General features: G+C 59.2%; 17 protein-coding genes and 2 pseudogenes. 12 read left to right on the top strand and 7 right to left on the bottom strand.

The window, feature by feature from the left end; genetic code table 11:
• Nucleotides 1-6 precede the first annotated feature (6 nt).
• The 9 genes from cheR to ACQZ48_RS21375 all read left to right on the top strand — a co-directional run bounded on the left by cheR (nucleotide 7) and on the right by ACQZ48_RS21375 (nucleotide 8,956).
• On the top strand, nucleotides 7-915 hold the full coding sequence (gene cheR / locus ACQZ48_RS21415) for a protein-glutamate O-methyltransferase CheR (protein WP_137409749.1): 909 nt from the start codon (nucleotides 7-9) through the stop codon (nucleotides 913-915).
• A complete protein-coding gene (gene cheB, locus ACQZ48_RS21410) occupies nucleotides 912-1,967 on the top strand; it encodes a protein-glutamate O-methylesterase CheB (protein WP_077985406.1) in 1,056 nt (351 codons plus the stop codon). The genes cheR and cheB overlap by 4 nt, the downstream gene beginning before the upstream one ends.
• Complete coding sequence (gene cheY2 / locus ACQZ48_RS21405; protein WP_003503467.1) at nucleotides 1,967-2,356, top strand: chemotaxis response regulator CheY2; 390 nt, start codon at nucleotides 1,967-1,969, stop codon at nucleotides 2,354-2,356. Before cheB ends, cheY2 begins: the two co-directional genes overlap by 1 nt.
• Nucleotides 2,353-2,898, top strand: a complete 546-nt coding sequence (gene cheD, locus ACQZ48_RS21400) for a chemoreceptor glutamine deamidase CheD (protein ID WP_077985407.1) — start codon at nucleotides 2,353-2,355, stop codon at nucleotides 2,896-2,898. The genes cheY2 and cheD overlap by 4 nt, the downstream gene beginning before the upstream one ends.
• Before the next feature lie 14 nt (nucleotides 2,899-2,912).
• Nucleotides 2,913-3,296: a chemotaxis protein CheT gene (gene cheT, locus ACQZ48_RS21395; protein WP_077985408.1), complete on the top strand. Its 384-nt coding sequence runs from the start codon at nucleotides 2,913-2,915 to the stop codon at nucleotides 3,294-3,296.
• 128 nt (nucleotides 3,297-3,424) lie between these two features.
• Complete coding sequence (gene fliF, locus ACQZ48_RS21390; protein WP_191217084.1) at nucleotides 3,425-5,104, top strand: flagellar basal-body MS-ring/collar protein FliF; 1,680 nt, start codon at nucleotides 3,425-3,427, stop codon at nucleotides 5,102-5,104.
• A 368-nt stretch (nucleotides 5,105-5,472) separates the two neighbouring features.
• Complete coding sequence (gene visN, locus ACQZ48_RS21385; RefSeq protein WP_162520460.1) at nucleotides 5,473-6,204, top strand: transcriptional regulator VisN; 732 nt, start codon at nucleotides 5,473-5,475, stop codon at nucleotides 6,202-6,204.
• Nucleotides 6,205-6,257: 53 nt separating this feature from the next.
• On the top strand, nucleotides 6,258-6,959 hold the full coding sequence (gene visR / locus ACQZ48_RS21380) for a transcriptional regulator VisR (protein WP_162520484.1): 702 nt from the start codon (nucleotides 6,258-6,260) through the stop codon (nucleotides 6,957-6,959).
• Nucleotides 6,960-7,108: 149 nt separating this feature from the next.
• Nucleotides 7,109-8,956 (top strand): methyl-accepting chemotaxis protein, encoded by a 1,848-nt coding sequence (locus ACQZ48_RS21375; RefSeq protein ID WP_077985411.1) that lies wholly within the window; start codon nucleotides 7,109-7,111, stop codon nucleotides 8,954-8,956.
• A 56-nt stretch (nucleotides 8,957-9,012) separates the two neighbouring features.
• Here the strand turns inward: ACQZ48_RS21375 and ACQZ48_RS21370 are convergent.
• Together ACQZ48_RS21370 and ACQZ48_RS21365 are read right to left on the bottom strand one after the other, a co-directional pair.
• A pseudogene (locus tag ACQZ48_RS21370) lies at nucleotides 9,013-9,396 on the bottom strand (response regulator); the annotation flags it as partial.
• Between the two features lie 74 nt (nucleotides 9,397-9,470).
• Nucleotides 9,471-12,522: pseudogene (locus tag ACQZ48_RS21365) on the bottom strand (sensor histidine kinase); the annotation flags it as partial.
• Between the two features lie 218 nt (nucleotides 12,523-12,740).
• Between ACQZ48_RS21365 and mscL the strand changes: the two are divergent.
• The 3 genes from mscL to galE all read left to right on the top strand — a co-directional run bounded on the left by mscL (nucleotide 12,741) and on the right by galE (nucleotide 15,846).
• Nucleotides 12,741-13,169, top strand: coding sequence for a large conductance mechanosensitive channel protein MscL (gene mscL, locus ACQZ48_RS21360; RefSeq protein WP_077985413.1), 429 nt, complete (start codon nucleotides 12,741-12,743; stop codon nucleotides 13,167-13,169).
• 151 nt (nucleotides 13,170-13,320) lie between these two features.
• A complete protein-coding gene (locus ACQZ48_RS21355) occupies nucleotides 13,321-14,487 on the top strand; it encodes a pyridoxal phosphate-dependent aminotransferase (RefSeq protein ID WP_173988110.1) in 1,167 nt (388 codons plus the stop codon).
• Nucleotides 14,488-14,814: 327 nt separating this feature from the next.
• Nucleotides 14,815-15,846 (top strand): UDP-glucose 4-epimerase GalE, encoded by a 1,032-nt coding sequence (gene galE / locus ACQZ48_RS21350; RefSeq protein ID WP_448729439.1) that lies wholly within the window; start codon nucleotides 14,815-14,817, stop codon nucleotides 15,844-15,846.
• Nucleotides 15,847-15,858: 12 nt separating this feature from the next.
• Here galE and ACQZ48_RS21345 read toward each other — a convergent pair whose 3' ends face one another.
• The 5 genes from ACQZ48_RS21345 to ACQZ48_RS21325 form a co-directional block, all read right to left on the bottom strand.
• Nucleotides 15,859-16,695: a DUF6030 family protein gene (locus ACQZ48_RS21345; protein ID WP_173988112.1), complete on the bottom strand. Its 837-nt coding sequence runs from the start codon at nucleotides 16,693-16,695 to the stop codon at nucleotides 15,859-15,861.
• A 147-nt stretch (nucleotides 16,696-16,842) separates the two neighbouring features.
• On the bottom strand, nucleotides 16,843-17,070 hold the full coding sequence (gene yacG, locus ACQZ48_RS21340) for a DNA gyrase inhibitor YacG (protein ID WP_077985416.1): 228 nt from the start codon (nucleotides 17,068-17,070) through the stop codon (nucleotides 16,843-16,845).
• A 3-nt stretch (nucleotides 17,071-17,073) separates the two neighbouring features.
• Nucleotides 17,074-17,697 carry a Maf-like protein gene (locus ACQZ48_RS21335; protein WP_077985417.1) on the bottom strand — a complete coding sequence of 208 codons (624 nt, stop codon included), beginning with the start codon at nucleotides 17,695-17,697 and terminating at the stop codon, nucleotides 17,074-17,076.
• Between the two features lie 33 nt (nucleotides 17,698-17,730).
• Nucleotides 17,731-17,949: a translation initiation factor IF-1 gene (gene infA, locus ACQZ48_RS21330; RefSeq protein WP_003503453.1), complete on the bottom strand. Its 219-nt coding sequence runs from the start codon at nucleotides 17,947-17,949 to the stop codon at nucleotides 17,731-17,733.
• A gap of 143 nt (nucleotides 17,950-18,092) precedes the next feature.
• The gene (locus tag ACQZ48_RS21325; protein WP_004432476.1) at nucleotides 18,093-18,581 is read right to left on the bottom strand and encodes an arsenate-mycothiol transferase ArsC; all 489 of its coding nucleotides are present in this window, start codon (nucleotides 18,579-18,581) and stop codon (nucleotides 18,093-18,095) included.

The following is an 18,581-nucleotide window of genomic DNA, read 5'->3' as shown; positions in this document are numbered from 1 at the left end:
TCGTTCATGGCAGCACTTAATTTCAGCGATCAGCGCCAGTCTCCCGACGAGGTTCTTGCCAGCGGCGAATACCCGCTGACGAGACGCGACTTGTCGGAAATCGCGGCGATGATCTATGCCGATGCAGGCATTTATCTCAACGACACCAAGGCGTCGCTGGTCTATTCCCGCCTGTCGAAGCATATCCGCAATCTCGGCCTGTCGGGTTTCCGCGAATATTGCGCACTGGTGTCCTCGCCGGATGGCGCGCAGGCGCGGCGCGAAATGCTGTCGCATCTCACGACCAATTTCACCCGCTTCTTCCGCGAGAACCATCATTTCGAACATCTGCGTGACGAGGTCCTGCCGGGTCTCATCGCGCGGGCGAAGAGCGGCGGACGTGTCCGCATCTGGTCGGCGGCCTGCTCGGACGGGCAGGAGCCCTATTCCATCGCGCTTACCGTGCTCGCCATGTTTCCGAATGCGGCGGATTACGATTTCAAGATCCTCGCAACGGATATCGACCCGAAGATTTTGGCGCAGGCCCGGGCAGGGGTCTATGACGACAATGCGCTCGAAACCGTGTCTCCCGCCATGCGCAAGCAATGGTTCACGGAGGTCGATGCCGGCGGTCGCCGCAAGTTCCGCATCGATGACAAGGTCAAGCGCCTCATCACCTTCAACGAATTGAACCTGATGACGCAATGGCCCTTCAAGGGCAATTTCGACGTGATCTTCTGCCGCAACGTCGTAATCTATTTCGACGAGCCGACGCAGATGCGCATATGGTCGCGTTTCGCCGGGCTGCTTCCGGAAGGCGGTCATCTTTATATCGGGCATTCCGAACGCGTCTCCGGTGACGCCAAGAACCTGTTCGACAATACCGGCATCACCACCTACCGCTTCACTGGCAACGCTTCGGGGAGGAAGGCATGAGCGCACTCGCACGGGTACTCGTCGTCGATGATTCCCCCACCATGCGCGGCCTGATTTCGGCTGTCCTCAAGGCCGATCCGGAGGTTGAGGTGGTTGGGCAGGCCGGCAATGCCATGGAAGCGCGCGCCGCCATCAAGCAGCTCAATCCCGATGTCGTGACGCTCGATATCGAGATGCCCGAAATGAACGGGCTGGAATTTCTCGAAAAGATCATGCGCCTGCGGCCCATGCCGGTCATCATGGTCTCGTCGCTGACCCATCGCGGCGCGGATGCGTCGCTCGCCGCGCTTGAAATCGGCGCCTTCGACTGTGTCGGCAAGCCGGCGCCGGGCGATGTACGCCCTTTCGGCGATCTGGCCGACAAGGTGAAGGCCGCCGCCCGCTCGCAACACGCCGCCTACCGCGCGACGCGCCCGGACGCCGCCGCAGCGCCGCAGCCAACCCCGGTCAGTGAATATCGCGCAGGGCGCAAGGTCGTGGCCATCGGTTCCTCCACGGGCGGTGTCGAAGCGTTGATCGCCGTGCTGCAGAAGTTCCCGGCCAATTGCCCGCCGACCGTCATCACCCAGCACATGCCGCCGACCTTCACCAAGAGTTTCGCCGAACGGTTGAACCGCATCTGCGCGCCCGTGGTGGAAGAGGCAACGGACGGTGCGCGTCTGCAGACCGGTAAGATCTATCTTGCGCCAGGCGGCGAGCGCCATTTGCAGATCGCCAACCGGTCCGCACCCTGCTGCCGGCTTGTTGAGCGCGATCCTGTCAACGGCCACCGTCCTTCAGTCGACGTGTTGTTCGATTCGGTGGCCGAGCTTGCCGGTCGCAACGCCGTCGGCGTCATTCTCACAGGCATGGGCCGCGATGGCGCTGCCGGACTGTTGAAGATGCGTCATGCCGGCGCACGCACGGTCGGCCAGAACGAAAAAACATGTGTCGTCTACGGCATGCCCCGCGTGGCCTATGAACTTGGCGCCGTGGAACAGCAACTCCCGCTGGCCTCCATCGGCGAAGAAATCCTGAAACTAACCACTGCCCGCAAAGAAGGTGCTGACTAATGTCTCTCGCAGAAAAGATCAAAGTTCTGATCGTTGACGATCAGGTGACCAGCCGGCTGCTCCTCAGCGATGCGCTGACACAGCTCGGCTTCAAGCAGATCACCGCCGCCGGTGACGGCGAGCAGGGAATGAAGATCATGGAGCAGCAGCCCCATCATCTCGTCATTTCCGATTTCAACATGCCGAAGATGGACGGTCTCGGTTTCCTGCACGCCGTCAGGGCCAACCCGACCACCAAGAAAGCCGCCTTCATCATCCTCACCGCGCAGGGCGACCGCGCGCTGGTGCAGAAGGCGGCCCAGCTCGGCGCCAACAACGTGCTGGCCAAGCCCTTCACGATCGACAAGATGCGCGCCGCGATCGAGGCGGTTTTCGGATCGCTGAAATGATTGAAGCTGCGGCCAAGCGCGTACATATCATTCAGGGCGAGTACAAGGTCGTCAGCGATCCCGATGTGGTGATGACGACGATACTCGGCTCGTGCGTGGCCGCCTGTCTGAGAGATCCCGTTGCCGGCGTGGGAGGCATGAACCACTTCCTGCTGCCGGGAACGGGGAGCGTGACCGGCGGAGATGCGACGCGTTATGGCGTGCATCTCATGGAGCTTCTCATCAACGGGCTGCTGAAGAAGGGTGCGCGGCGCGACCGGCTGGAAGCCAAGGTTTTCGGCGGCGCCAAGACGATCGCCAGCTTCTCCAATGTCGGTGAGCAGAACGCCATCTTCGCCATGCAGTTTCTGAAGGACGAAGGCATTCCGGTCATAAGCTCCTCCACGGGGGGCGATCATGGTCGCAAGATCGAATTCTGGCCGGTCTCCGGTCGCGCCCGTCAACATCCGCTCAGCGGCGCGGAAACCCAGAAGACGGTTGCTCTGGAAACGCGTCCGGCGCCGGCCCCCAAGCCAGTCGCCAACGACATCGAATTTTTTTAGTCACGGAGTTTCCAATGCAGCTTGCAGAACCCACCGCCGCAACTCCGTTCGAAGAAGCCCTGCCGGATGTGCTGATGCGGGTGGTATCGGAACTGCACGATGTCGCCTATCTCATCGAGCGCATCGAACCGCAATTGCTTGATGTGACCAGCGGTCAATTGTCCGCCGACGGCGTAAAGCTTCTGCAGGGTATCGACCTGGCCGTGCAGAAGACCCGTGGCCTTGCCGAATTCATCGATACCATCACAGGCTCCATATCCAGTGAATGGATCGTGGATGTCAGCACCGCGCTCAGCCTGGTGAAGCTGGCCGAGATGCAAAAAGCCCTTGGCGCTGCCTACCGCCACGGCCACTCGCAGCCCCTGGACAAGGCCTCGGGCGACTTCGACCTGTTCTAGAGCAGATCTGCGTTTCCTGCCTTCCCGCGCGGAATGCGGAGAAAGGCAACGCTCGCGCAAGCTTCGCACCCTATTGTCATTACGGGGCCAAAAGGTCTCGGACTCTATGAATGACGGTGCGGAACAGAATGAATCTGTTAAATCAAATCCCTCAGGTCTTGAAGAATGTCGCGGCGCTGGGGCAGACGCGGCTGCTGATGTTGGGCGGCGTGGGCGTTGTATCCATGGCCATTATCCTCGCGGCGGCTCTTTATGTAAACCGTCCCGCTTACGAGACCCTCTATGTGGGGCTTGAAAAGAGCGACCTCAACAAGATTAGCATTGCGCTCGCCGAGTCGGGTCTCGACTTTCAGGTGGGAACCGATGGCTCCAGTCTTCAGGTCCCCGTCGGGCTCACGTCCAAGGCGCGGCTGCTTCTGGCAGAACGCGGCCTGCCTGACAGCGCCAATGCCGGTTACGAGCTTTTCGACAATGTCGGCTCCCTCGGTCTGACCTCCTTCATGCAGGAAGTGACACGCGTTCGCGCCCTTGAGGGCGAGATCGGCCGCTCCATCCAGCAGATCGACGGCATCGCGGCTGCACGCGTCCATATCGTCATGCCTGACGTCGGCAATTTCCGCCGAGGCGAACAGAAGCCCACCGCATCGGTGATGATTCGCGCCAGTGCCTCGGCCGGCCGCAAGGCGTCCGCATCCATCCGTCACCTTGTCGCCTCGGCGGTTCCCGGCCTTGAAGTCGATGATGTGACCCTGCTTGATTCGACAGGCCAGCTTCTGGCTTCCGGCGACGATGTCACCAATGCCGCCATGAACCGTTCGCTGACGCTGGCGCAGAACGTGCAGCAGGAAATCGAAACCAATATCGACAAGGCGCTGGCGCCTTTCCTCGGCATGGACAATTTCCGCTCCAGCGTCACGGCCCAGCTCAATACCGACAGCCGCCAGATCCAGGAAACCGTCTACGATCCGGAATCGCGCGTCGAGCGCTCCGTGCGCACGGTAAAGGAAGACCAGAAGTCCCAGGAAACGCAGCCGGACACGGCCGCGACCGTGGAACAGAACGTACCGCAGGCTGCACCCCAGGGCGGCGGCGGCGGCCCGCAGTCCTCCGACCAGTCGGCCAAGAAGGAAGAACAGACCAATTACGAGATCAATTCCAAGACGGTAGCCACGGTCAAGAACGGCTACACCGTCGAAAAGATTTCGGTCGCAGTCGTCGTCAACAAGGGCCGGATCGCCAAGATGGTCGGCGAGCCAGCCGATCAGGCGAAGATCGACGCCTATCTTTCCGAAATGCAGAAGATCGTCACCTCGGCAGCCGGCATTTCTTCCGATCGTGGCGACATGGTCACCCTGACGGCAATGGACTTCCTCGAAACGCAATTGCTGGACGAGGCCGCAACCGGACCCGGCGTCATGGAAGTGCTGAGCCGCAATTCCGCAGGTATCATCAACTCGCTCGCCTTTGTCGCCGTCGCCTTCCTTGTCGTCTGGCTCGGTGTGCGCCCCCTGGTCCGCACGGTGACCGGCAACGCCGCCGCCGGTCAGCTCAGCCAGGAGGCCGCCGGTCTCGAACTACCGGATTTCTCTCCCGGCATGGATGCGGGCGCTGGCGGTCTCATGGAAGGTTTCGGGGCGGATTTCGGCTTCGACAGCACCGACGACCTTCTGGCAGGAAACGATGGCGAGGGCACATTCAACCGCCGGGTGCGCGAAGGGCCGGAACGCAGGCTCTCCCGCATGGTGGAAATCAGCGAGGAAAGAGCCGCCAAGATCCTGCGCAAATGGGCGGTGGAAAAAGCAGCATAATATCGAAAAGGCCGGTTTTACCCGGCCTTTTTCCGTTTTTGGGCTTTTTGCTATGCTTGGCGGGCGAGCCGTGGCAATCTCGTTTCGGGACAGTGTTTACAAAAAATTCAGCAACGATACAGTTTGCTGGGAATTGGCTGAGAATGCCGTTTATGGATTGAACAGCTTTTCAGTATGTTTTTTTAGTAATAGACGAGCAGGGAAATACGTGGAAAGGCTGTTGTCAGCTAATGGCAAATCCCAGTCCGTTCCATAAAATGAAGTGATTCGGTCTCCGGGGGCTTGCCGTCCCATTTTGGTAAGTTCTCGAATGGAATGATTCCATCCCGAGGTATAATCTCCCACTGGGAGCAAGAGGGCGTAGGCGATTGAAAGTCGATGTTGATATCCGCAGGCTGTCTGCCAAGCCTATGGAGGGCATGGGTAAGCCCTTGCCGCGCGATCAGCTTGCTAAAAACGTCGCAGCCACGGCTGCTGCCGGTAACGTTGCAGGCGCACTGGATCTGCTCGTAACCTACGCTGGCGCCTCGCACTATCTGCTGGCGCGGGATGATCTTCTCGAAGAAACCGGACTGAAATTCATCGTCACGTCCGACTGGCCTTTCGATCTGGTCCGCAGGCTGGGTATTGAACTCACCAACAGCCAGAACCGGTCTAGCGAAATGGAGAAATGCCTTTCGCTGCTTCAGCCACGATTGCTTCTCCTGCCTGACGACGTTCTGGTTCCCTATGGCATAGACAGGCAATATTCGGCACTCTCCTTCTGCGTGGGACGCATCCGCCTTTCCCTTCTGCTGTTGTTTCCGGAAGAAGCGGTTCCGTCACCGGAGCGTCTTAGGGAAATCGCCCTGTTGACGGGCTATTGCGTCAGTTTCGGCATTGCCAGCGAAGCAAAGACCGTTCGCGATATCGATCTCACGGAGCGCGAGCTCGAATGCCTGTTCTGGATCGCGGAAGGCAAGACGAGCGATGAAATTGCGATGATCCTTGGCATTTCGCGCAATACGATCAATAATTACATTACAAGCGTGATGCGGAAAACCGCGACGAAAACCCGCTCGGAGGCGATTGCCTATGCCGTGCGCAACAACCTCGTATAATGGTCGGACGGATGGTACAGACGAAAGACACTGAGGGTACAGGTCAGACGGGCATGTTTTATCGCAGCCCTGTCGTGACGAGCCGGTCGGATCTTTTTCCGAAGCTTGTCGCCATGCAGAAGCTGGTTGGCGCGCGCAACTTCGTGGTCACGAAGGCTGCCGCTTCCGGTTTCCCCAACAAGAAGAAGATGACTTGCGAGCTGGAAAACTGGGGCATGAATGCCGCAGAACAGAGCGCGCAGTTCATCCGCGCGGTCGGCGACATTCTGCTCGATCATATCGAGACATCGCTCCTGCCGGTCATCTGGCGCAACAAGAACGCTGGCGGTTTTGCCGACCTTCCCGATGTGCCTGCACTTCTGCGCCGCATCGAGAACGACATATTGCCCTATGCTGGGCTCGCGCTTCCGGTTCGACTCGGCACCATTGGCAATGGTTACATCGTTTTCTGCGGCACCAACCTCGTTCTCGACAATGAGGTCGTCATCGAACAGCACATCAAATGCTGTGAAATCATGGTGGACATGCTGGCGCTGGACGAGCGCAAGGCGGCGCCTTCCGAGGCGCTGAGCGAGAGGGAAATCGCCTGCCTGCAACTGGCGGGGGACGGCCGTATCAGCGAAGAGATCGCGGTCAAGCTCGGGCTTTCCGTGCACACCGTCAACGCCTATCTCGGCTCGGCGACGATCAAGCTCGATAGCGTAAACCGCATCCAGGCGATCGCCAAAGCCATCCGGCTCGGTTATATCCACTGATGGTGAACGGGTTTCCCGTGCCGTAAACCAGTCATTTCGGGCCGCTCCATTGCCGTATATGGGCCGAGGACCGGCGGTTTCCTGTATTTCGCGTTTTTTAACAGTTGCCAGCTAAAACTGTCGCAGGTTTGGCTTTGGGGAACTGTTTCATGCATAACCGCCTCTTTAAGTCCGTTGCTGGAAAGGTCGTCGCACTGACGATCGGCATGATCGCGCTCAGTGTGGCGGCAGTTGGGTTTTCGACCTACATTCGCTTGAAGGACAACATTATCACCACCGCCTTGCGCGACACGCGCGGCGCGATGCGCAGCATGGCTATCCTCTACGAGATGAAAGTCGGCGGCGTCGCTCTTGAACTGGTCGAAGCGGAGTTGAAGAGTGTCGGCCGCGCCAGTATCGGGACATTGCGCGACAACGATCTCGTCGATCGCACGGCCGCAGCAAACGGAGGCATCGCCACCGTCTTTGAAACCAGGGCCGGGGATTACGTCCGTCTAACCACCAATCTGAAAAATGAAAAGGGCGAACGGGCAACCGGCACGAAACTCGCCGCCGATCACCCTGCTTTCGCGAAAGTCTCGAAAGGCGAATCCTATTTCGGTCCCGCCACACTTTTCGGCACCAACTACATGACGGGTTACATGCCTGTTCTGAACAAGACAGGCGCAACCGTTGGCATCCTGTTCGTGGGTGTTCCCATGGAAGTTTACAATGCGCAGATATACAGCCTGCGTGACCTGATGCTGATCTGTGGCGCGCTCGCCATGCTTGGCGTCGGATTGCTCGCCTATTTCGTCATCAAGCGCACACTTCAGCCGCTTGGCAAGTTGACCGATGCGGTGAAATCGCTTTCGGACGGTAATCTCGACACACAGATTCCCTACGCCGCCAACACCAATGAGTTCGGTAATATCGCCCGCGCGCTGGTAATTTTCCGCGAGAACGCGATCGAGAAACTGGCGATTGAGGGCAAGAGCGCCGAGGAACGCTCCGCAGCCGAGTCCGAACGTTCTCGCAACGATGCCGAGAAGCAGGAAATGGATAGCCAGATCGAATTTGCTGTCAGCGAGATTGCTTCCGGTCTCGGCAGGCTTTCGCGTGGCGATCTGAGCCGCACGATCGAGACGCCTTTTGCGGGCCGCCTTGACCGCCTGCGCACGGACTTCAACGAATCCCTCCTGAACCTGCGCGATGCGCTGGGGCAGATCCGCGAGCGCACGCTTATCATCCAGCATAGCGGCTTTGAAATCGAGCAGTCGTCGGTCGATCTGTCGAAGCGTACCGAAAATCAGGCCGCTTCGCTGGAAGAGACCGCCGCCGCCGTAGATGAAATCACGGTTACCGTCAGATCATCGGCCGAGCGGGCGCGGGAGGCGAATGAGGCCGTCCTCGTCACCAAGCGGAGTGCCGACAGTTCCGGTTCGGTCGTCAGCAACGCCGTGGACGCCATGGGCCGCATCGAAGACGCCTCGCGCAAGATCGAGCAGATCATCGAGGTTATCGACGACATCGCCTTCCAGACCAATCTTCTCGCGCTCAATGCCGGCATCGAGGCCGCGCGTGCGGGCGAGGCGGGCAAGGGTTTTGCTGTTGTAGCCCAGGAAGTGCGCGAGCTTGCCCAGCGCTCCGCCGACGCGGCCCGCGAGATCAAGCAGCTCATCAACCAGTCGACGCATGAGGTCAGCTCCGGTTCGAAGCTGGTACAGGAGGCGGGTACGGTTCTTTCCGCCATCAGCCAGCAGATCGTGACCGTCAGCCAGCATGTCGAAACCATCGCAACGGCAACGCAGGACCAGTCTTCCGCGCTTCACAACGTCAACAGCTCCGTCAACCAGATGGACCAGATGACGCAGCAGAATGCGGCGCTTGCCGAACAGTCGAGTGCGGCCAGCCGGGTACTGTCCGGTGAGGTGGAAGCGCTGCTCGATCTGGTGCAGCGGTTCCAAATGGAGCAGGGGGCAGTGGCCGGCAAGGATCGCTACAATCAGGCGGCCTGATACCTCTGTTTTTTTGAAGGCCAATACCGCTCCCGGATTGCAAGGTCCGGGAGTTTTTATTCGGCCGCCGCCCGCGCCGTACTGGAAATCTGGTTGATATAGGCTCGGAGCGCCGCCGGCTTGACCGGTTTGTGCTGAACCGAAATCCCGTATTTCTCGGCGTCGCTGCGCACTTCCGGGCTGCGGTCCGCCGTCACAAGCAGGGCGGGGATCGGCTTGCCGTAAAATGTCCGGATGAGACGGATAGCGCTGATGCCGTCGCCATCGTCCAGATGGTAATCGGCAACGATGACGTCGGGTGCTGCGGCCAAAGCGAGGAAGGGTTCCTCCAGCGTCGCCACGGAACCAGCGGGTAAAACCTCGCAACCCCATCCCGTCAAGAGCAGAGTCATACCCTCGAGGATTTTCGGCTCGTTGTCGATGCAAAGGACGCGGACGCCCTGAAGGCGGTCGCTGGCTGCGGGACCGATTGTCCCGCCATCGGTTTTGGCCGGTTCGAGGCGGTCCGCTTCGCGCGGCAGGTGAATGCGGAAGGTCGTGCCTTTCCCGGGGGTGGAAATCAGCTGTACCGGATGGTGCAGCATGCGCGACAGCCGGTCGACGATGGAGAGACCGAGCCCGAGGCCGGATGCCGTTTTGGCGCCTTCGTCCAATCGGGCGAATTCCTTGAAGACGGTGCGAAATTTGGATGAGGGGATGCCGATACCGGAGTCCGTCACCTGAATGACCACTTCGCCGCCCCGGCGGCGCGCACCGACGATCACCTTGCCCCTCAACGTATATTTGATGGCATTGGAAACCAGATTTTGGATCAGACGCCGCAGCAGATTGGGATCGGAGCGGACCGTGAGCGAGGTCGGCATGACGACAAGGTCGAGGTTCTTCTCCTGCGCCATCGGTGCGAAATCGGTTTCGATGCGTTTCAGCAACTCATTCAGCGGCACCGATGTCATGCGGGCCTTCATCGAGCCGGTGTCGAGGCGGGAAATATCGAGAACCGCACCGAGAATGGTTTCGACCGATTCCAGCGCCGAATCGATATTGTGGACGAGATCGCTTTCTCCCGATGCGCCAAGCCGCTCGACCAGAGAGGAAGAATAGAGGCGGGCGGCATTCAGCGGCTGGAGAATGTCGTGGCCGGCGGCGGCGAAAAACCGTGTCTTGCCGATATTCGCCTCGTCGGCGGATGCCCTCGCTTCCGCCAGTTCGCGGTTGACCCGGGTAAGCTCCACGGTTCGCTCCGCCACGCGCTGCTCCAGCGTCTCGTTTGCCTGTTTCAGCGCCTGATCGCTCGCCACACGCTGGGTAATATCGGTGAAGGTGGCGACGATGCCCTTGTCCGGCATGGTGTTGGAGCGCACTTCGATGATGCGTTCGCCGCCCGCCAGCACCAGCGAGAAGGGCAGGTCCATGGTCAGGAAGCTGGTAATCAGCTCATTCGTGTCGCCGTCAGGCATGTCGCCGCGTTCCTGCAGCATCGAAACGATATCCGTGAGCGGTACGCCCACCTGCCCGAATTGCTCGGGCAAATCCAGAAGGGTGCGGAAGCGCCGGTTCCAGATGGTCAGCTGCTGCGAACTGTCGAAAACCGCAATGCCCTGATCCATCTGGGCCAGCGCCGTCTGCAACATGTCTTGGTTATATTGCAGGGCCTCGCTTGCCTGGTCGAGCAGCCATGCCGTGTCGGCGCTGGTGTCTTCCGCCTTCTGAAGAATGATCGAGAGCACAAGGCGGGCGGAAGAGGAGCCGATGGCGCTGCCCAGCAGCTGTTCGGAGAAATGGATCAGCGCCATATCCGCCGGCTGGTCGTCATTCAGTTTCCTGCCCGCCGTCTTTTCATAGGTGGCGAGTGACCGCAGCATGCGCTCCTCGCCGAGATAACGGGCGACCGCGCTTTTGAGATCTCCGACGCTGACACGGGTTTTCCAGCCGCGCGTGGCGAATTGCGATTTGGAGTGGCGCTTGACGAAGATGCCGGACTGGATGCGCTCCACCGGCCTCGGATTGCGCGAAAGCGAGCCGAGCACAAAGGCAAGGCTGTTGACAAGCAGGCTGAGAATGACCGCATTCACGAATGGATCGGCTTCAGGCCCGTTGAACACCGTGCTGCCGGAAAACAGGAAGCCGAGAATATTTGCGGCGACTTCGGAATTATCCGGTCCGCCGAAGCTTGGCAGGAACAGCAGATAGGCCCAGACGAAAAAACCGGAAGTCAGCCCGGCGATTGCGCCGCGCGCATTGGCGCGCCGCCAGAACAGCCCGCCGAACAAAGCAGGGGCCATCTGGGCAATGGCGGCGAATGCGAGAAGGCCGATGGAGGCGAGGCCCGTGGCGCTGTCGGCGGCGCGATAATAGCCATAGCCCAGGAGCAGCACCGCAAAGATTGCCGTCCTGCGGATGTTGAGCAGCGTCTTGGCGAAGTCGTCCCGGTGCGGCGAACGGTTCAGCAGCTTCTGCCGCAGGAAGATCGGCATGACGATATCGTTGGAAATCATGATCGATAGCGCCACCGAAGCGACGATCACCATCGCAGTCGCCGCCGAAAATCCACCGATGAAGGTGATCAGCGACACCACCGGCATCTGATGATTGAGCGGCAATTGCAGCACGTAGAGGTCGGCGTCGCCATTGGCGCCGAGCGTCAGAATGCCGGCCAGCGCAATCGGCAACACGAAGATATTGATCGCGACAAGATAGAGCGGCAGCAGGAACCCCGCCATGCGCAGCTCTTGCGGCGTGCGGTTTTCAACCACGGTAACGTGGAACTGGCGCGGCAGCAGGATGATGGCGAAGCAGGAAAGCAGCGTCATCACGGCCCAGCGGCTGACGGGCGTGTGATGGGATATGGCCCGCATGGCCTGTTCGTTGTCGGAGGCCAACTGCCACAGATGCACGGGGCCGTCGAAAAGCACGAAGAGCACATAAAAGCCGACGGTGCACATGGCGACAAGCTTGATCAGCGATTCCATCGAAATCGCCAGAATGAGCCCGTCCTGATGTTCGGTGGCATCGGTGTGGCGGGTCCCGAACATCACGGCAAAACCCGCCATGACAATGGTGACGACCAGCGGCAGATCGAGGAAATAAAGATTGCCGCTGCCAATGCCGTAATCGCCGGGATCGACCATCGTCGCGACCGAGCTGGAAACGGCTTTCAGCTGCAGCGCGATATAGGGAATGGCGCCGACGAGAGCGATGATGGCGACGATCATCGCCACGGTGGAGTTCTTGCCGTAACGGGCGGCAATGAAATCCGCAACGGACGTCAGCTTTTCCGTTTTCGCCAGTTCGACGATGCGGCGGATGATCGGCATGCCGATGGTAAAGGCAAGGATCGGACCGGTATAGATGCCAAGAAATTCCAGCCCCCTGTCTGCCGCGAGCCCCACTCCGCCGAAATAGGTCCAGGAGGTGCAATAGATCGCCAGGCTGAGCGCATAGACGAACGGGCGCCCCTTGTTCGGAGCGTTTCTCTTACGGCTCTTCCTGTCCCCATAGCTTGCAACCGCAAACAGCAGCAGGACGTAAGCGAAGGCCGAACCGAATATGATCCACCCAGGAAGCACGCATCCTCCCCATGCAGGAATTCCTTGATATGAGCATAGGCGAATTCTTCGCCGTTGAGAATGAGCGCGGTCTGAGCATAAAGTTCAAGGTGAGCGTGCAGAAAAGCTAATAAATGCAATCCCGCGGATTCCAAATGATGCCCGGACCTTATATGGTTCCATCCGTAGGGACAGTCACATAGCTTCAGCTCGCGAAGCAGGAGAGAGGGACAATCTGAATGCTTAACGAATTTAAAACCTTCATTGCCCGCGGCAATGTCATGGATCTGGCCGTGGGTGTTATTATCGGAGCGGCTTTCAGCAAGATCGTCGACTCCGTCGTCAACGATCTCATTATGCCTATTGTTGGCGCGATCTTCGGCGGTTTCGATTTTTCGAACTACTTTCTGCCGCTGAGTTCCAATGTCAACGCCACGTCGCTCGCCGCCGCCCGCGATCAGGGCGCCGTCTTCGCCTACGGCAACTTTCTGACGGTCCTCATCAACTTTCTTATTCTTGCCTGGATCATTTTCCTGATGGTCAAGGGCGTCAACAAGCTTCGTGATTCCGTTGAACGCAAGAAGGTAGAGGAAAAGCCGGCAGCTGCCCCGCCGCCGGAAGACGTCAGGCTCCTGACCGAAATCCGCGATCTTTTGAAGACGCGCTGATCCGGTTACGCCCGCCTTTATCCGCCGGCCTCTAGTGGCCGGCGGTTTCCCGTTAGCGCCGATCCATAAAGAAAATCCATGATCGCCTCACGGAATATCATGCACATGGCTGGTTCGATGCGATAAGAAGGCACCAAACGGAGTGTCTTTAATGTCCATTTTGAACAGTCTGAGTGCGCGCTCTCTGGCGGCTCCCGAGAGCGGCATCGTTGAAGTCGTGAATTATGCCCGGGGGCGGGACAATCTTCTGCCGTTGTGGGTCGGCGAGGGCGATCTGCCGAGCCCGGATTTCATCAATCAGGCCGCCATCGATGGGCTGAACAATGGCGAAACCTTCTACACCTGGCAGCGCGGCATTCCGGAATTGCGCCAGGCGCTGAGCCGTTATTACGAGCGGCATTTCGCAGCGTCGCTGCCGCCGGAGCATTTTTACGCGACCGGTTCCGGCATGCAGGCTATCGTGCTTGCCGTGCAGGCGCTGACCTCGCCCGGTGACGAAATGGTCTATCTGTCTCCGACATGGCCGAATATCGTCGCCGCCATTGGCGTGGCGGGTGCGAAGGCCGTTCCGGTCGGTATCGATTTCCGCGACGGCCGCTGGGATCTCGATATCAACAGGCTGGAAAACGCGATCACGGATAAGACGAAGGCGCTTTTCATCAATACTCCTTCCAATCCCACCGGCTGGACGGCGACCCTCGACAATCTTCGTGATGTTCTGGCGCTTGCCCGCAAACACGATCTGTGGATCGTCGCCGACGAGATTTATGCGCTTTATCACTATTCCGGCAGCCGTGCGCCATCCTTCCTTGATGTCATGGAGCCGGACGACAAGATCGTCTTCGCCAATTCCTTCTCGAAGAACTGGTCCATGACCGGCTGGCGCGTCGGCTGGCTTGTTGCACCGCCGGCCATCGGTCAGGTGATCGAAAACCTCATTCAATATTCCACGTCGGGTGTCGCGCAGTTCATGCAGCGCGGTGCCGTCGCCGCCCTTGATCACGGTGATGGTTTCATCCGCGAGAACTACGAACGCGCTTTGACCTCCCGCGACATTCTTTGCGATGCGCTGATCGCCACCAACCGTGTGGAAACTCTGAAACCGGACGGCGCGCTTTATGCCTTCCTCAAGATAGACGGCGTGACGGACAGTCGCGCCACCGCGCTCGATATCGTCGACAAGACCGGGGTCGGTCTTGCGCCCGGCACGGCCTTTGGCCCGGGAGGGGAGCTTTTTCTCCGCGCCTGCTTCCTGCGCAACCCCAGGCAGATGGAAGACGCGGCCGATCGGCTGGCATCCTATATCCTCGGCAGGTAAGCGTCGGCTTTCCGTGCCAGGGTTTGCCCTGCCGTGCCGGGATCGCGCTGCGGTAGGGAAATCGACAACAAAATCACAGCGAAGGCCTAAAACTGCAACCCCACGGCGCAACCATCGACGTGGGGCGTTTTCTGTGATATGCGCTCCTTGTTCCATTTATGAGAACATTTTCACTAATAAATAAAAAGCACTTCATTGCGCTAACCAATCGTAAGCCACCTTTTTAATGGGGCGGTGGATTGGCCGCGTATTCGCTGTGCAAGTAATCAATGATGAAGAATTATTGGCTTTGATGAGCTCAAGAAAAGCAAACAGGGAAGTAGTGTCATGGCTGTTCTGGTCACGGGTGGGGCCGGTTATATAGGAAGCCACATGGTGTGGGCTTTGCTCGACGCCGGGGAAGAGGTCGTTGTTGTCGACCGGCTTTCAACGGGGTCGCGCTGGGCTGTTGCGCCTGCGGCGCGTTTTTACCTGGGCGATGCGGCGGACCGCGCCCTGCTCGACCAGATTTTCGAAGAAAACCGGATCGAAACCATTTTCCATTTCGCAGGCTCTGTCAGCGTTCCTGAATCCATCAGCCAGCCGCTCGAATATTACGAAAACAATACGGGCACGACCCGCGCCCTCGTCGCTGCGGCGGTGAGCCATGGCATTCGCAATTTCATCTTCTCCTCGACAGCCGCCGTTTATGGAAACCAGCCCTTTGATGGTCCCGTTCCTGAAACCGCGATCCTCAGCCCGGAAAATCCTTACGGCCTGTCGAAGCTGGCGTCCGAAATCATGCTGCGCGATGTCGTGCAGGCGCATGTTTTCAACTATGTGGCGCTGCGTTATTTCAATGTCGCCGGAGCCGACCCGCAGGGCCGCGCCGGGCCTTCGCCCACGGGCGTTGCGAACCTCATCAAAGTCGCCTGCGAAACGGCAAACGGTCATCGCGACCGGGTGGACGTTTACGGAACGGATTACCCGACCGCCGATGGCACCGGTGTTCGCGACTATATTCACGTCAGCGACCTGATCGACGCACATATGCTGGCCATGGCGCATCTGCGTGCCGGTGGCGGCACCCGCACACTCAATTGCGGTTATGGCGTCGGTTATTCGGTTCTGGAGGTCCTGCAGGCTGTGCAGCGGGAATCGGGACGCGATTTCCCGATCATCCATTGTCCGCGCCGCCCGGGCGATATTGCGGCCATGGTGGCGGATTCGTCGCGTATCCAGTCGGAACTGGGCTGGCGTCCCCGCTTCAACGATCTGGCGACAATCGTTCGCACGGCGCTTCAGTGGGAGGCCAAACGCCAGACCCTGCAAAGCGACAGGATTCCGCCGGTGCGGCGCAAGCTGGCTGCAATAGGCTGAGCGGCCTTCGCCTTACCGTACACGGTCTTTCTTGGCGGAAGCATAGATCGCCGGCCGATCCGGTGGAGCGGCTGGGCTAAGCCAGCGATCCCGGTCGAAGAAACTGCGTGTCAGCTTCAACCCCGGCGATTGTTCGCTTGCGAGCAAAATCACGTTCAGGCGGTGCGGCGCCGTTGGTTCCGGTTTTATGGAAACCGAAATACCGAAATGTTGTGCCTGATAGGGCTGCATCCGGCGTGCCGGCTCAAGCATGTCCGCCAAATCGGCCCAGCGTGTCTGTCCGATAATCATGGCGACCGCTTCATCGAGCTTTGTCAGAACGGCCGCTCCGTCCGGTGTCTTGGGCGCGACGGCCTTCATCCTGATGGAGCGAATTTGTCCCGAGGCTTTCCCCCTTATTTCGAGAAAGAGCGATGCCCGCTCGGCTGGGTCTGATGCGTTTCCTGCCGCAAGATCGGCCATGCATTCGAAATTGCGGATGTTGACCGGGCTCGCGTGCCAGCCCTGTGGGTTGGAAAAACCTGCGGCAGTAATGCGGTCACAAAGCTCCTTGCCGGAAACAACGAAATCGCGGGCAAAAGATGCCCTGTCGCCCGCTTGCTCGAATTTCAGCAGGTGGGGCGGCAGAGAGACTTTTGGGGCAACCGGTTTCTGCCGTTTGACAGGCTTCATCTTCGGCGGTGGTTCCACGGAGCCTGTGGTGGATGCCAGATTGAGATAAATCAGCAGGCTTTTGAGATGTTTCCTGTCATTGGCCAGCAGCACCGTTGCGCCGATGGCAAGGCAAACGGCCAGCACCGCAAACAGCAGCGCGCCATGGCTCACTCTCTTCTGCAAGCCCGCGTCCATCGCAAGACCTCAAGGCTGGCGGGGGAGGGCGTCAGCCGGTTCTGATATGGCTTTTCGGGCCGTTGGTAGCCCGGTGAATATTTGGTTCGAGCGGTCGCTCTGAAAATTTTATGCAATTCACTGCCGAAGTTTCCGGCGATGCGGGTCCTATTCGGCGTTATTCTTGCCGCCGTCCTGTCCGCTGGCGCTGCTTTCATCGTCCGCAACCGGAATGGCGTAGGAGCCGTTCAGCCAGCGGGCGAGATCGAGCGAGCGGCAGCGATCCGAACAGAAAGGATAGTCTTCGCGTGTCGAGGGCCGCCCGCATTCAGGGCATGGCTGGGATTTGCGAAGCGGGGTGACGGTTCCGGCGCCTTCAGTGGTGGACTTTGCCATGGCCTATCCTTCAAGCCAGCCCGAAGTCACTTCAAATCCTTCTCCAGAAAGAAGCGACATGGTTTCATAAAGCGGCAGGCCGACGACATTGGTATAGGAGCCGGTCAGTTTCTGTACGAATGCGCCGGCAATGCCCTGGATACCATAAGCTCCCGCTTTGCCGCGCCACTGGCCCGAGGAGATGTAAGCCTCGATCTCGCGCGTGGAGAGGCGCTTGAAGCGCACCTTGGTCTCCGCCACCTTCTGCCGGATTTTGCCACCGGGGGTCACAAGACAGATGCCGGTATAGACCCAATGGCTGCGCCCCGAGAGAAGATGCAGCGCCGCGGAGGCCTCTTCCGTATATTCAGCCTTGCCGACGATGCGGCGACCGACGGCGACCACCGTATCGGATCCCAGGACATAGGCGTCTTTCCATGCCTGCTCGTTCTTCAGCGCCGTCTGCGCGGCTTCCGCCTTCTGCAATGACAGACGGCGGCAGAGCGTGCGCGGGTGCTCGAGCTTGGCCGGCGTCTCGTCAATATCCATCGGCATCAGACGTGCAGGCTCGATGCCGATCTGATGCAGCAGCTCCAGACGCCGCGGCGAGCCGGATGCCAGAACGAGCTTTTGTTTTGAATTGGTCATTGCGCTGCCCGGGCGTCCGATGCGGAAGGTGGATTACTTGAAGCGATAGGTGATGCGGCCCTTGGTGAGGTCGTAAGGTGTCATTTCGACCAGCACCTTGTCGCCCGCCAGAACGCGGATACGGTTCTTGCGCATGCGGCCCGCCGTGTGGGCGATGATTTCGTGGTCGTTCTCAAGCTTCACGCGGAATGTTGCGTTCGGCAGCAATTCGGTTACGATGCCCGGGAATTCAAGGACTTCTTCTTTTGTCATGTAAGGGTTTTCTTCCTGTTGATAGTGCCGGACATATCGAGTCCGGGAAAATTGCGCGGAAACTACACAATCCCGGCACATTTGTGAACCTCTAAAGCATCGGCTTGGAAATCGCGATTGATTTTAACAGGCCGAGGCAGTTTTCAGTCTTTTGAAAGCGTATCCGCCACCGGCTGCTGCCGCCTCGGCAGTCGTTCCGAGATCAGCTTAGCCAGATGGTCCCGTACCTCGCGATAGGCGTCGAGGATCTGCTCCCGCGTCCCTGTAATGACCGTCGGATCCATCGTTGGCCAATAGACCACATCGAGAGAATTCGAGCGCGTCAGCTCCAGTGCGGCATGATGGGCTTCGGGTGTCAATGTAATGATCAGATCGAAAAAATCATCCTCGATCTCGTCAAGAGTGCGTGGTTTGTGCTTGCCGAGCGAAAAACCCTGTTCTTCCAGCACCGCATCCACGAATGGATCGCGCTCACCCGCCCGCACGCCGGCGGACTGGATGTAGATCCCGGGCGCCACCAGCCGTTTGGCGATGACCTCCGCCATTGGAGAACGGATGGAGTTCATGCCGCACATGAAAAGGACCGATTTGGGCGCTCGCCCCTCGTTTGGTGCTGCGGCAGGATCGATCAT

It is taken from the genome of Agrobacterium sp. 22-209-1, from assembly GCF_053522485.1.
The sequence above is the reverse complement of the archived record's forward strand: the minus strand, read 5'-3'. Positions and strand labels throughout refer to the sequence as shown.

Excerpts from the sequence above, each read along its gene's own strand:
- cheR (WP_137409749.1), top strand. The coding sequence starts at position 7 with ATGGCAGCACTTAATTTCAGCGATCAGCGCCAGTCTCCCGACGAGGTT.
- cheB (WP_077985406.1), top strand. The coding sequence starts at position 912 with ATGAGCGCACTCGCACGGGTACTCGTCGTCGATGATTCCCCCACCATG.
- cheY2 (WP_003503467.1), top strand. The coding sequence starts at position 1,967 with ATGTCTCTCGCAGAAAAGATCAAAGTTCTGATCGTTGACGATCAGGTG.
- cheD (WP_077985407.1), top strand. The coding sequence starts at position 2,353 with ATGATTGAAGCTGCGGCCAAGCGCGTACATATCATTCAGGGCGAGTAC.
- cheT (WP_077985408.1), top strand. The coding sequence starts at position 2,913 with ATGCAGCTTGCAGAACCCACCGCCGCAACTCCGTTCGAAGAAGCCCTG.
- fliF (WP_191217084.1), top strand. The coding sequence starts at position 3,425 with ATGAATCTGTTAAATCAAATCCCTCAGGTCTTGAAGAATGTCGCGGCG.
- visR (WP_162520484.1), top strand. The coding sequence starts at position 6,258 with ATGTTTTATCGCAGCCCTGTCGTGACGAGCCGGTCGGATCTTTTTCCG.
- ACQZ48_RS21375 (WP_077985411.1), top strand. The coding sequence starts at position 7,109 with ATGCATAACCGCCTCTTTAAGTCCGTTGCTGGAAAGGTCGTCGCACTG.
- mscL (WP_077985413.1), top strand. The coding sequence starts at position 12,741 with ATGCTTAACGAATTTAAAACCTTCATTGCCCGCGGCAATGTCATGGAT.
- ACQZ48_RS21355 (WP_173988110.1), top strand. The coding sequence starts at position 13,321 with ATGTCCATTTTGAACAGTCTGAGTGCGCGCTCTCTGGCGGCTCCCGAG.
- galE (WP_448729439.1), top strand. The coding sequence starts at position 14,815 with ATGGCTGTTCTGGTCACGGGTGGGGCCGGTTATATAGGAAGCCACATG.
- ACQZ48_RS21345 (WP_173988112.1), bottom strand. The coding sequence starts at position 16,695 with ATGGACGCGGGCTTGCAGAAGAGAGTGAGCCATGGCGCGCTGCTGTTT.
- yacG (WP_077985416.1), bottom strand. The coding sequence starts at position 17,070 with ATGGCAAAGTCCACCACTGAAGGCGCCGGAACCGTCACCCCGCTTCGC.
- ACQZ48_RS21335 (WP_077985417.1), bottom strand. The coding sequence starts at position 17,697 with ATGACCAATTCAAAACAAAAGCTCGTTCTGGCATCCGGCTCGCCGCGG.
- infA (WP_003503453.1), bottom strand. The coding sequence starts at position 17,949 with ATGACAAAAGAAGAAGTCCTTGAATTCCCGGGCATCGTAACCGAATTG.
- ACQZ48_RS21325 (WP_004432476.1), bottom strand. The coding sequence starts at position 18,581 with ATGATCGATCCTGCCGCAGCACCAAACGAGGGGCGAGCGCCCAAATCG.